General features: G+C 53.7%; 10 protein-coding genes. 2 read left to right on the top strand and 8 right to left on the bottom strand.

Features of this window, described 5'->3' with window-relative positions:
- Position 1: 1 nt before the first annotated feature.
- From MWU64_RS14835 to glnE, 3 genes are all read right to left on the bottom strand, one after another.
- Entirely contained in the window at positions 2 to 409 is a 408-nt protein-coding gene (locus tag MWU64_RS14835) for a DUF6165 family protein (protein WP_247065198.1), read from the bottom strand.
- An 87-nt stretch (positions 410 to 496) separates the two neighbouring features.
- Positions 497 to 1,423: a branched-chain amino acid transaminase gene (locus MWU64_RS14830; RefSeq protein ID WP_247065196.1), complete on the bottom strand. Its 927-nt coding sequence runs from the start codon at positions 1,421 to 1,423 to the stop codon at positions 497 to 499.
- Positions 1,424 to 1,503: 80 nt separating this feature from the next.
- Complete coding sequence (gene glnE, locus MWU64_RS14825; RefSeq protein WP_247065194.1) at positions 1,504 to 4,398, bottom strand: bifunctional [glutamate--ammonia ligase]-adenylyl-L-tyrosine phosphorylase/[glutamate--ammonia-ligase] adenylyltransferase; 2,895 nt, start codon at positions 4,396 to 4,398, stop codon at positions 1,504 to 1,506.
- A gap of 80 nt (positions 4,399 to 4,478) precedes the next feature.
- Here glnE and MWU64_RS14820 point away from each other — a divergent pair, with 80 nt between their 5' ends.
- Entirely contained in the window at positions 4,479 to 5,636 is a 1,158-nt protein-coding gene (locus MWU64_RS14820; RefSeq protein ID WP_247065192.1) for a potassium channel family protein, read from the top strand.
- Positions 5,637 to 5,647: 11 nt separating this feature from the next.
- Complete coding sequence (gene mgtE, locus MWU64_RS14815) at positions 5,648 to 7,003, top strand: magnesium transporter (protein ID WP_247065190.1); 1,356 nt, start codon at positions 5,648 to 5,650, stop codon at positions 7,001 to 7,003.
- Here the strand turns inward: mgtE and MWU64_RS14810 are convergent.
- From MWU64_RS14810 to typA, 5 genes are all read right to left on the bottom strand, one after another.
- Positions 6,996 to 7,856 carry a CYTH domain-containing protein gene (locus MWU64_RS14810; protein ID WP_247065188.1) on the bottom strand — a complete coding sequence of 287 codons (861 nt, stop codon included), beginning with the start codon at positions 7,854 to 7,856 and terminating at the stop codon, positions 6,996 to 6,998. The two genes, mgtE and MWU64_RS14810, sit on opposite strands and share 8 nt — an antisense overlap.
- Before the next feature lie 93 nt (positions 7,857 to 7,949).
- Entirely contained in the window at positions 7,950 to 8,972 is a 1,023-nt protein-coding gene (locus tag MWU64_RS14805) for a porin (protein WP_247065186.1), read from the bottom strand.
- A 410-nt stretch (positions 8,973 to 9,382) separates the two neighbouring features.
- Positions 9,383 to 9,838 (bottom strand): D-aminoacyl-tRNA deacylase, encoded by a 456-nt coding sequence (dtd, locus tag MWU64_RS14800; RefSeq protein WP_247065184.1) that lies wholly within the window; start codon positions 9,836 to 9,838, stop codon positions 9,383 to 9,385.
- A gap of 109 nt (positions 9,839 to 9,947) precedes the next feature.
- A complete protein-coding gene (pip, locus tag MWU64_RS14795) occupies positions 9,948 to 10,910 on the bottom strand; it encodes a prolyl aminopeptidase (protein ID WP_247065182.1) in 963 nt (320 codons plus the stop codon).
- Positions 10,911 to 11,091: 181 nt separating this feature from the next.
- Positions 11,092 to 12,903 carry a translational GTPase TypA gene (typA, locus tag MWU64_RS14790; RefSeq protein ID WP_247065180.1) on the bottom strand — a complete coding sequence of 604 codons (1,812 nt, stop codon included), beginning with the start codon at positions 12,901 to 12,903 and terminating at the stop codon, positions 11,092 to 11,094.
- Positions 12,904 to 13,207 lie beyond the last annotated feature (304 nt).

Raw genomic sequence — 13,207 nt, 5'->3', positions numbered from 1 at the left:
CTTACTTGCGTGCGGTGTAATCCTGATAAGACTTTTCTTCAACAAAGCGGGAGCCCAGCGCCAGGTTCACTTCCTTCTTGATAGCTGCACGCTTGTCGTTGGTGATATAGACCGCACGAGCGAGCTCAATAAAACGTGGGCCGAAGTTCTGGTCCGCCTCTTCGTCACGGATATCGTCTTCAATCACCCAAAGCTCTTCGTTCACCGCTTTAAGCTGCTTGCGCAAATCCGCAATCTCGGCAGCCTTGTCTTTTACGGCCTCGTCCCAAGTTGCGCTCAGCTCATCCAGCTCCAAACGCACGTTTTTGACCTTTGCTTCGTCTTTAATGCGCTCGGATTTGATTTCAAGGATCGTGATCTTATCCAGCACTTCACCGAAAGAAACCGGTACCTTGATTACGTCTGCCATTGTCTTGCCCTGTTTTTCCGTGAGTTCAATACAGCGAAGCCGCCGGCACTGGAAGCACCGGCGGCCACTTTGGAATAGCTAACTGCTTTAGCCTTTAACGTGAGTCAGCCACTCAGAATGCTGAACCAGCTTACCCTTAACGGCATCAAAATACATGCTCTGAAGCTTTTCAGTGATCGGGCCGCGCTTGCCTGCGCCAATGGCACGTCCATCCAGCTCGCGAATCGGCAGAACTTCGGCTGCGGTTCCGGTAAAGAAGGCTTCTTCCGCAACGTACACTTCGTCACGGGTGATCCGTCGTTCTTTCACCTGCAAGCCCAGCTCTTTGGCGAAATCGATGATGGTGGCGCGGGTAATACCTTCCAGACAAGAGGTCAGCTCAGGCGTATGCAGCACGCCGTCACGCACGATAAAGATGTTCTCACCGGAACCTTCTGCGACGTAGCCTTCGTTATCCAGCAGCAACGCTTCTTCCGCACCGCCAGAGATGGCTTCATTCAACGCCAACATCGAGTTGATGTAGTTACCGTTCGCCTTCGCTTTACACATGGTGATGTTCACGTGATGACGAGTGTAAGAAGAGGTGCGTACCTTGATACCCACTTCTTTGGCTTCAGGCGACATGTAGGAAGGCCAACTCCAGGCCGCAACCATCACGTGCACTTTGAGGTTGTCGGCACGAAGGCCCATGCCTTCGGAACCCAGAAATACCATGGGCCTCAGATAGGCTTCGTCCAGATTGTTTTCACGAACAGCCGCGCGCTGGGCTTCGTTGATTTCATCTTTACTGAACGGCATCTGCATGTTCAGGATGTGGGCCGAGCGGAACAGACGATCGGTGTGCTCTTTCAGGCGGAAAATCGCCGGGCCATTGGCGGTATTGTAGGCTCGCACCCCTTCAAAACAGCCGAGGCCGTAGTGCAAGGTATGGGTAAGGACGTGGGTTTTGGCTTCACGCCATTCAACCATTTCACCATCCAGCCAGATAACGCCATCGCGATCAGCCATCGACATTTCTTTTCTGCTCCTAAAAAAGCGATTTTCGGGGAACTCGCATTCTAGCAGGAATACCGGCCAGAAATAAATTTAGCTTGCTAATCAAGCATGACTTTTTTCCACATCTGCCCAATATAATCACGTTCTTCCACAAACCGCTTCCCTTCAACCCGGCTGCTCAGGTTCTGCAGTGCCCGCCGGTGGATCGTTGATCGCAAGACAATATAGGCCTCTCGCAACTTCTCGGTATCCGCCACGTCCAGCACACCGGCACGTCCCAGCTCTTCCAGCTGACGAATGTTATCGCTCCATTGGGTCAGTTCCGGATGCTCGCCACTCCACGCCAGCATCAGGTATTGCACCAGGAACTCGATGTCCACAATGCCACCAAAGTCATGCTTAACGTGGAACTCTTCAGCCCTTTTCGCGACGGGTGTGCCAAGATTAACCCGCATCTTCTCCCGCATATCGACAACTTCTTTGCGGAGCGCCTGCTTGTCCCGCTTGGCGCACAAAATATCATGCCGCACGCGCTCAAAGGCCGCCAAGGTGTCCCGGCAACCTGCGACCCCGCGCGCCCGTGCCAGAGCTTGGTGTTCCCAGGTCCACGCATCGTTCTGCTGGTACTTCTCAAACGACTGCAGCGTGCTGACCAACAGCCCCGAATTGCCAGACGGCCGCAAGCGCATATCCACTTCGTACAGCTGGCCGGACGGGGTTTGCGTGCTGAGGATGTGCACAATGCGCTGGCCTAGACGGGTGTAGAAGATGGCATTATCGATCGGCTTGTCGCCGTCGGTCGTCAACAGCGGGTCTGATTGGTGTATAAACACCAAATCCAGATCCGAGGTATAGCCCATTTCGATACCGCCCAATTTGCCGTAGCCCAAAATAGCGAAATCGGTATCACAGGCCGTGCCATAAACCCGTTGCGGGCGGCCATGCCGGCTCACCAGATTAGCGAAAGCCACATCCACCACATGATCCAGCACCACCTCGGCGATCCAGGTCAGGTAATCACTCACCTTCATGAGGGGTAACGTGCCTTTGATCTCTGAAGCCGCTACCCGCAACGTATGCGCTTTCTTGAAATGTCGGAGAGATTCCATCTGCTCTTCGAGATCTTCGTATGGAATCCTCAACATCTGCTGACGCAAGTCATCCTGCAGAGCCTCTTTGGCCGGCGGACTGTAAAGACTCTCGGCGTTCAACAACTCATCCAGCAGCAGTGGCGTGTCCGCCAGCAATTTTGCAATCCAGGGGCTCTCACTGCATAGCCCAACCAGCTGGGTCAGCGCGTTGGGATTTTCCACCAACAAAACCATGTAGGCCGTCCGGCGCAGAATAGCCTCCACCAACAGCAACACCCGCTCCAAGGTTTCCGAAGCATTCTCCACCTCGGTCAACGCGCTTAATAACAGGGGCATAAACTGATTCAGGCGCTTACGACCCTGAGTTTGCATGGTCTGCACGGTTCGGCCGTTATGCAGGGCCGCCAGTAATTTATAACTGTCTTCGGGATTCTCGTACCCTTGCTCCGCCAGCCACTCGATGGCCGCTGGCTCGTCCATTTCCGACAACCACAATTCAAACCAGCCATCGTCCACCGCAGCATCGCCGTCGCCCTCTTCATCTTCGGTAGCGATGATGTTGGCGAAATGCAGCGCGACTCTTTCTCTGTGGCTGGCTAACGCTGACTCGCACGCGGACCAGCCGTCAAACCCCATAATGCGTGCAATCCGGGCCTGGCACAGGGGGTTGTCCGGCAGGGTTTGGGTCTGCTTGTCTTCCACCCCTTGCAAGGCGTGCTCGATGTTTCTCAAGAACACATAAGCTTCGCGAAGCTCCTTCACCACCGACGAGGGCAATAGTTCCAGCTCTTCCAGCTCTTTAAGAATATTCAGCAACTCCCGTTGCTGCAGTTCGCGGTCACGCCCGCCGCGAATCAACTGGAACGCTTGCACCACAAACTCGATTTCACGGATACCGCCGCTACCCAGTTTGATGTTGTCTTCCAGCCCCTTGCGACGCACTTCCCGGCCGATCATTGCCTTCATATTTCGAAGCGACTCGAAGGCGCTGAAATCGATGTATTTGCGGTACACGAACGGCCGCAGACTCTCGATCAGAACTGTACCCGCACGCTGATCACCCGCGACTACACGGGCCTTCACCATGGCGTAGCGCTCCCAATCGCGGCCCTGATCCTGATAATAGGTTTCCAGCGCAGCGAAGCTCAGCGCCAGGGCGCCACTTTGACCATAGGGCCGTAAGCGCATATCAACGCGAAACACGAAACCATCGGCGGTGATCTGGTCCAGCGCCTGAATCAAGCGCTGGCCCAAACGAATGAAGAACTGCTGGTTATCGAGGGCGCGGCGCCCCCCTTGGGTTTCGCCGTTAGACGGAAAAGCAAAAATCAAATCAATATCGGAGGACACGTTCAGCTCCCGACCACCGAGCTTGCCCATCCCCAGCACCACCATGCGCTGGGGCACGTCCGCTCCGGTGACCGGGTCTTTACCCCAAGGCGTTCCAAATTCTTCACAGGCCTTGCTGTAGAGCCAATCCAATGCGCCATCAATACACACATCGGCAAAGGCACTGGTGGCCAACATGGTTTCGTTAAGATCTGCCCATCCCATCAAGTCCCGCCAGATGATGCGAAACTGCACCTCTCGGCGGAAACGGCGCAAGGCGCTGTGAAGGTCCGGCTCTGATTTAACCACGCTCAGATAGCTGGCCCATCGCTCTTCCAGCCATGCCTCGGTGGTAGGTTCGGTCATAGGGCGGTTAGCGAACACCTCCTGCATGCAGTCTGGGTGGCGCTGCAGGGTTTGGCGCAAAAACACACTGCGCGCCACCGCTTCTGCAATGTCCGCCTCGGATATCACGGCCAGCCATTCGGGCACGCCGTCTGGAAATATCGACGACCAGCAGGCCGATACGTCATCAGCAAGCGCTGCCGGTAGCGATTTCCAAGGCTCGGACATAACGCAACTCCCTTATCTCTCTGATATATTCCAAGTACTGTATAACGAACTCGCCAAGGACTGAACAGGCCCCAACCTTCATGATGAGAAATAAGCGACCGCTAAATCCGGAGCACACTCAGTCGCACCTGCCGATGGGCGGGTTAATTCGCCAACGGGTCAAGCGTCTGTTCTTGGCTCTCGCAGCGCTTACGTGCACTCACATTTTGATTCTCTGGGCATTCGAGCCCCTAACGCTGTTCGAATCCGCGTGGCTAACCATGACGACCCTGGTCACGGTTGGCTACGGCGACTTTGCTCCGGTAACCGTTGTCGGACGCATCAGCACGGTGTTGCTGATGTTTATTTCGTCAATCACTCTGCTGACATTGATCGTTAGTGACTATATTGAATACCGTTTTTACCGCCGCGAACGAATCCTGACTGGACGCTGGATCTACAACATGAAAGACCACATCGTAATCATTAACACCCCCCGCAGCGGAGGCGAGCAATATTTCATGCGCTTCGCTTCTCAAATTCGCTCCATCCCGGAATACCACACCGTTCCGATCATACTATTGACGCGCCAGTTCCCCAGTGGCTTGCCCGCGGAGTTGAGGGACTGCGGCATGGTGCACTTTCATGGTGCCGGAAATGATCCAGAGGCACTCAAGGCCGTTCACGCGGGCGATGCCAAGCACATCATCGTACTCGCTGCGGATGAGACCGACGCTTTCTCTGACAGCCTGACATTCGACATTTCTCATCGGTTGACCGAGTCCAACCTGGGCAATCGAACCACCGCCGAATGCGTCAGCGACATCAACCGAGAGCGTTTCAAAACACTGGGCGTGCGCACCGTGATCCGCCCTGTTCGCACCTACCCGGAGATCATGGTACGGGCCGTTGTCGCCCCGGGCTCCGAAAAAGTGCTGGAGGACATGTTCAATTACGAACGCGACCACCCCCACCGCTATGAACTCGAATTGGACGACCTGACCTGGGCCGATATTGTCAGCGCTCTTGTCCGCCACGGTATCGGAACCGCCTTGGCGTATATCGATCACGACAACGAAGTGACCTGCCACCCTGCCTCAAACAAAGAAGTGGAAGGCAAAGGGTTGATCGTGCTGGTAAGCTCCAGCGACACACCAACCGTGACCGTGGTGGAGGAAGCTTTGGATCGCTATCGAGAATTCCTAAAAAAATGGCGGGAACTGCAAGACAACGGCATCGAAAATAACGAGCAGAAATAACGGGATCATCCATGTCAGTTCAGGACACTGAGTTCTTCCGGCCCTTGGTTACGGCACTCGCAGCGAACGACGACAGCCATATTCCGATCGCTGCCTCCACGTTCAACGCCGCCGATTTGGCAGACTTTATCGAAGCGCATCCGGAAGCCGATGTGGGTATACGCCTGCTTGACGCTCTGCCGAAAGAACAAGGCGGCAAGGTGCTTGGGTACATTGGACCAAACACTCAGACTCTCATCGCCCAACAGCTTCCGACCCGAAGCCTGACTGAACTGGTCACGGCGATGCCCTCGGATGAACGGGCGGACTTCTTCCAACTGCTGGACGAACAACGACAGCACAGCCTGTTCCAATCTCTGGCCAGCAAAGAACGGGAAGACCTGCGGCGCTTGGCCAGTTTCGAAGAAGGCACGGCCGGAGCATTGATGAGCTCCGATTACGCCATGATTAACACGGGCGTAACCGCCAGTGCCGCTATTGATTTGCTTCGTAAAACGGCTCCCGATAAAGAAACCATTTACCACGCTTATGTGGTGGACGGGAATCACACGCTGCTAGGAGCCGTATCACTCAGAAACCTGATCACGGCCACACCCAGCGCTTCGGTGAACGATCTGATCGCTACAGGTCTTGTGACCGCCAAGACAGACACGCCTCAAGAAGAGGTGGCTCGTCTAATATCCAGGTACGATTTATTGGCCTTACCCATTGTCGATCACGACAATCGCTTGGTCGGCATTGTCACCTACGATGACGCCATGGACGCGGCTGAAGCAGAAGCGACCGAAGACATGCACAAAGGTGCAACGGTGGGAAAACTCACCGGCACCTTGCGAGACGCTTCGCCGTTTTCACTCTACCGTTCCCGAGTGCAGTGGCTGGTCATTCTCGTGTTTGCCAACATCTTCACCGGTGCGGGCATCGCCTACTTTGAAGGAATCATCTCTGAGCACATCGCTCTGTTGTTCTTTATGCCGTTGCTGGTTGCCAGTGCGGGTAACGCTGGCGCCCAGTCGGCCACTTTGATGGTGCGTGGCATGGCCACAGGCGATGTGACCGTCAAAGATTGGGGGCGTTTGCTGGGCAAAGAAACCTTGGTCGCCACCGGCCTTGGCTTGACCATGGCCGTGGCGGTGATGGTGGTAGGGCTGCTGCGAGCAGGGCCTGAGATTGCGACCGTGGTTGCGGTCACCATGATTGTCGTAGTGATGGTCGGCAGCCTGATCGGCATGCTGTTGCCCTTCCTGCTCGACAAACTGAAATTTGACCCGGCAACCGCAAGCACCCCGCTGATTACGACCATCGCAGACGTGAGCGGTGTGCTGATCTACTTCAGCATAGCCACCGCGCTACTCGACATCAGCTAGCGGAGGCGATCGCTAGCTGCAGCTCACCCATGCGGGGAATGTTCTGAACCATGTCGGCAACGTGGCAACCGCGGACCAATTCAGGCATGAGCTGATCCCATACTTGCTGAAAGCCTGCTTCATTCGCCAACTTTCGCACCTTTATCAACGATTCCTCGGACAAGACCACAGGCTCGCTTAACAGCCAGGCAAGGCTTAATTGGTGCAGAAACTCCGTCACCGGCAGCGCACCAGCGTTTGGACCAAGAGTTGGCTGATGAATACCGGCTAAGTGATAGCCTTGCTCCGCTTTACTGACCAGATTAAGGAAGACCGGAACCTCTCGGGCCAGCGACGACGCCCAGACCATCAAAGATTCCGGGTTACCGGACTTCAATTCAAATTCCACTTCGCGCAACGGCCGAGCTTCATGTCCACTGGCAACTTCACCAGAATCGACGGCCACCTCAATCACTGCATCAGCGGTATTCAACATAACAATCTGGCGAGTGAAGTTGGTTTCAAACGCCAGCTTCAACTCGGACAGATCCAGCTGATCATTCAGCGGGGTTTGTTCGAGTAATGACACGTCCAAATCAGCGCTCTGAATCTCCCACTCCCATTCTTCCCGCCGATGAGCGCCGTCAACGAACTCGCCTTGGGTTTTCAAGGTTTGAATGTATCGCCCGCCAGCCTCGCGCACACGCAAAGCTGCTCTGGCACGATTGAGTGCCGCGCTGGGGGTGTCGTAATAGCGGTTCACCAGCACCTTTCTCGGGCCTTCGGAGGCTTCCGGTTGGGCCAGTAGCCATGCCAACGCTTCAGCCTGGGCTTCCTCAGACAGGGTAAGTTTGATTTCGAGCTCGGTGGCCATAGGGGATTCCTGAAAACTTGGGGGGCTAAAAATACAAAAACCGGTGACCTAAGTCACCGGTTTTTGATACTACTGGATTAGCTGGTTAGCTGATCAGAAGTAGTAAACCGCACCGATAGAGGCAATGGAGCGCTCGTCAGAAACGCCAGCAGTGGCATCAAAGTCGCTGCTGTCAGCACGCTCGAAGTTGTAGTCGTACACGTCGTCACCGCCACCGAGGTAGCCTTCAAAGTATACGTACATGTTATCCGACACATTGTGCAGCGCCTGCAGGGTAATAGTATCCCACTTGGTACTGGCAGAGTCATCTGCTTCGGCCAGCTCGTAGGACAGCGCGAACTGGTTTTGGCCAAGAGTGTATATACCCATCAGACCGAACTTGTCGTATGCGTCTTTGCGGGTATGGAATTCACCGGTGACACGCAGGTTATCCAAGTTATAGCTAGCACGTAGGCCGTAGGTGTTTTCGTTATCTCCACCGTTGTCGTTGGAGTCAACAGCAAAGGCCAGCTCAAGAGCGTCCACTTCGTAGATCGCAGCCAGCTGGTACGGGAATGACTTATCACCGCCCTCTCCGTCGCCATTAACTTGTACTGCACCGCCCAACGTCAGTCCGCTGAATGACGGAGAGCGATACTGGAGCAGGTCGCCTTCGCCAGTTGTATACTCAGCTGCACCGATGCTCAGAGTAGCTAATTCGTAGAACTGAGAAATCTCGTCAACAGCAGTTTCGTAAGTAGAGTCGTCGGAACCAATCCAGACCTGACCGAAGTTGTCACCTTTAACACCGATGTACGCTTCGTCGATGTTAGCACCAGATGAATCTTTCTCATCAGCGCCAAAGCCGTCCAGTTCCAACTTGAAGAAACCGGTAACGCCCGGAGCAATCTCATGAGAGTGCTTCACACCCAAAGTAGAGCCGTTATCCGCGTGCTCAACTTGTGAAGAACCGCCATCTACATTGTCATGGTAAAGTACATATTGAATGTTACCGTACACAGTCGGCATGGAATTCATCTTCGCAGCCATCTCGGAAGCAGATAAAGTCGACTGTGCCAGAGCAGCGCCAGAGAAGGTTGCAGCTGCGATCGCAGAAGCAAGAATAGTTTTTTTCATGTTGCATCTTCCTTATGTGAGTTAACTCAGGTTCTTCGACGGGTCTTAAGGCCCGATCTTTTCTTTTTATCTAACAAGGCAAATCGCCGGCCTTGATTCTCAGTCACTTACAGAACTCTGTTAAAGTCCCCTGTGATGATCCTGTTTTAATACAACAATTACATTTTTGCAAATTTTTAAAGGCTAATTTTTGACCGATTCAACCTTTCGCCTCAAAACTTCTTTACCTGCCAGCAGTTAGCCAAATCAATGACAAAAGGAGCAAAATCGAGGCCCAAACTCACAATTTCCTTTCTGCCCAACAAGTTACAAAAAATACTTAGCTGCCAGTACTGCAAACGCCGGAACACCTGCGCTCACGACTACGAATAGCGCACTAATTCCGGGCATTTCGATCGCTTTTCATTCCGTTAATGAGTTGCAGCCACCTCTAACAAAAAGGTCACCGGCCCGTTATTCAAAAGTGCCACCTTCATGTCTGCACCAAACTCTCCGGTTTGCACTCGCTCTGTTCCCAGCACCGTCTCGGCCTCAGCCACAAACTGCTCATAAAGGTGATTAGCAGTATCAGGAGCAGCCGCCAGCGAAAAGCCCGGCCGTGTTCCGGAAGACGTATCCGCCGCCAAGGTGAACTGGGGGACAACAAGAAGCGAGCCACCGGAATCCTGAACATTCACGTTCATCCGGCCTTGATCATCGGGAAACACTCGGTACGAGAGAATCTTTCGGCACAGCTCCTTTGCCTCCGTTGAGGTGTCATTCCTTTCCACACCCAATAGCAATAGCAGCCCATTGCCAATACTGGCAATTTGGCGATCCCCTACGGCAACACTTGCCTCCGATACTCGCTGGATCAATCCTTTCATTTCGTGCCTTGGCAACTGTGCTCACAGGGTTAAAACACGGTAACTAGCCAAAGTGTATAGAGGCTAACCACAGGTCGCAACCCCGCCAAGTCAACAAAAAGTCTAATAATCAACCAGCTGAAGGCGCACCTTTGGCAACAACTTGTTCAACACCACGAATCAGCGCATCAACAATAGCGGGCTCGGCTGCTGAGTGCCCCGCATCGCGAATGATTTGAAATTCGGCTTCAGGCCACGCTGCACTCAGGGCGAAGGCATTATCCAGCGGGCAAACCATATCGTAGCGCCCGTGCACAATAATGCCCGGAATATCCGCCAGCCTGTCGGTATTATTAATAATTTGGCCTGGCTGCAAAAAACCTTGATTCATGAAGTAATGGCACTCAATTCGGGCCAGTGCGATCGCAACATGGGGGTGTTCGAAATGCTCCACCACTTTCGGGTTCGGCTGAAGCGTTGCGCAACGGCCCTCCCAAACAGACCAGGCCTTCGCCGCCTGAATCTGTTCCAGCTCGTTATTGCTGATCAGTCGCCGGTAATAAGCAGCAACCATATCATCGCGCTCAACCTCCGGAATCAGTTTTTGAAAGTCTTGCCAGTAGTCCGGGAACACCCGGCTCGCACCCTCTTGGTAAAGCCATTGAATGTCGCCGGGACGACATAGAAAAATGCCTCTCAATACCAATCCTAACACCCGCTCGGGATGCGCCTGCGCATAGACAAGGCTGAGCGTGGATCCCCAACTGCCACCAAACAACAGCCAACGCGCCACACCCAGGAATTGGCGCACCGTTTCCATGTCCGCCACCAGATTCTCGGTGTTATTGCCTTCCAGCTCCGCCAGCGGCGTTGATCGCCCTGCGCCGCGCTGGTCCAGCAAAATTATCCGGAATCGTTCCGCATCAAAAAATCGACGATGGTAGTCTTCACAACCGCCCCCAGGGCCACCGTGCACCACAAGCACGGGTATACCTTCGGGATTACCGGATTCTTCCAGATACAGCTCATGAACATCGTCCACCGCAAGATGATGGCGAGCGTAGGGCTGAATTTCGGGATAAAGAGTAAGCATGACTGACTCCGATGAATGATTAACGGAAGTCTAGCCGAGAATAGCGAGAGGGATTACAGATTTAACGCAGAAGATACGGAGGCACTTCGAAAAGCAATTAGCCCGGAGCAGCGAAGCAATCACAGATAGAAAGACTGTGCTTTCACCGTTGTGATTGCCTGCAACTCCGGGCTAACAGTGCTTACTTCTTGCCGGCGCGCTTACGCTCGTTTTCGGTCAGAAGCTTTTTACGCAGACGGATCGACTTGGGCGTTACTTCTACCAGTTCGTCGTCGTCAATAAACTCAAGTGCCTGCTCAAGCGTGTGCTTGATGGGCGGTACCAGACCAATCACTTCGTCTTTACCAGACGCACGCATGTTATCCAGCTTCTTGCCCTTGGTCGGGTTGACCACCAGATCGCTATCGCGACTGTGAATACCACACAGCTGACCTTCATAAATTTCCTGTCCCGGCTCGAGGAACAGCTTGCCTCGGCTCTGCAGGGTTTCCAGTGAGTACGTCAACGCCGTGCCGGTTGCCATGGAAACGATAACACCGTTCTGGCGGCTAGTGACTTCACCCAGCTTCACAGGACCGTAATGGCTAAAAGTCGAGGTCAGGATACCGGTACCCGAGGTCATGGTCAGGAAGGCGTTACGGAAACCGATCAAACCACGGGCAGGAATGGTGTACTCCAGACGCATGCGTCCTTTGCCGTCCGGAATCATGTTGGTCATGTCACCGCGGCGCAGACCCATTTGCTCCATGATGGGGCCCTGGTGCTGCTCTTCGATGTCAATGATCACGTTTTCGTACGGCTCTTGTTTTTCGCCGTCTACTTCCTTGATCACAACTTCAGGGCGGCCAACCGCCAGCTCGAAATTCTCGCGGCGCATGTTTTCGATCAGTACCGACAGGTGCAGCTCACCACGGCCAGATACTTTGAACTTGTCCGCAGAGTCGCCTTCTTCAACGCGCAACGCCACGTTGTGCAGCAACTCTTTTTCCAGACGCTCTTTAATATTACGGCTGGTTACGTATTTGCCTTCTTTACCAGCAAACGGAGAATCATTGACCTGGAAAGTCATCGAAACTGTTGGTTCGTCAACAGTAAGTGCCGGCAGTGCCTCAACATTGGATTGATCGCACAGAGTGTCAGAAATATAAAGCTGATCCAGACCGCTCACACAGATGATGTCGCCTGCCTGCGCCTCATCTACCTCAACGCGCTGCAGACCGGAGTGGCCCATGATCTTTAGAATTCGACCGTTACGCTTTTTACCGTCAGCACCAATCGCAACGACCGGAGTGTTCGTTGACACTTTGCCGCGCGCGATGCGGCCGATACCAATAACACCCAGAAAGCTGTTGTAGTCCAGCTGGGAAATTTGCATCTGGAACGGTTTGTCCAGATCGACATCAGGTGCTGGCACGTAATCAACAATGGCCTGAAAAACAGCATCCATGTTGTCTTGCATATCCTCGTGATCCATACCCGCAATGCCGTTCAAAGCACTAGCGTATACGATCGGGAAATCGAGCTGCTCGTCGGTTGCACCCAAGTTATCGAACAGATCAAACACCTGATCCACAACCCAGTCAGGGCGCGCGCCCGGACGGTCAATTTTGTTCACAACAACAATCGGGCGTAAACCTGCCGCGAACGCTTTTTGCGTCACGAAGCGTGTTTGGGGCATGGGGCCGTCAATAGAATCGACCACGAGCAGAACACTGTCTACCATGCTCATGACTCGCTCAACTTCGCCACCGAAATCAGCGTGTCCCGGGGTGTCCACGATATTGATGTCGTAGTCTTTCCACTTCAGCGCGGTGTTCTTCGCCAGAATGGTAATGCCACGCTCTTTCTCCTGGTCGTTGGAATCCATAACACGCTCGTTTTCGAGCTCTTTACGGTCCAAAGTACCGGACTTGCGCAACAATTGGTCAACCAGGGTCGTTTTACCGTGGTCTACGTGGGCAATAATGGCAACGTTTCTAAGCTTATCAATCACAACTGGTATCCTGCAGAAATTAGCGGGACGCAGTATATCGAAAAGTCCATGTCGATAATATGAAGATTAGTGCTTAATATGTAATCAATCACGAAGCGCACCGATTTCAGGCAATTATCCGCACCATGCACCATTTTAGAGCACGATTAACATCCAAAAACCCGGAAAACCTGTACCTCGAACGCCTCGATATCGTCCGGAACCCCCACCGCTGCGCTTTTGTGAGGCGATGTCGGCAAACTGGCAAGCCCCTTGCTTAGGTAGAATCAGCCGCAATTGAAAGGTAAGGGTCACCAGCTTCTGA

This window comes from Marinobacter sp. S0848L (assembly GCF_023016065.1).
In the GTDB taxonomy this organism is placed as follows: domain Bacteria; phylum Pseudomonadota; class Gammaproteobacteria; order Pseudomonadales; family Oleiphilaceae; genus Marinobacter.
This window is presented reverse-complemented; position numbering and strand designations above follow the sequence as displayed.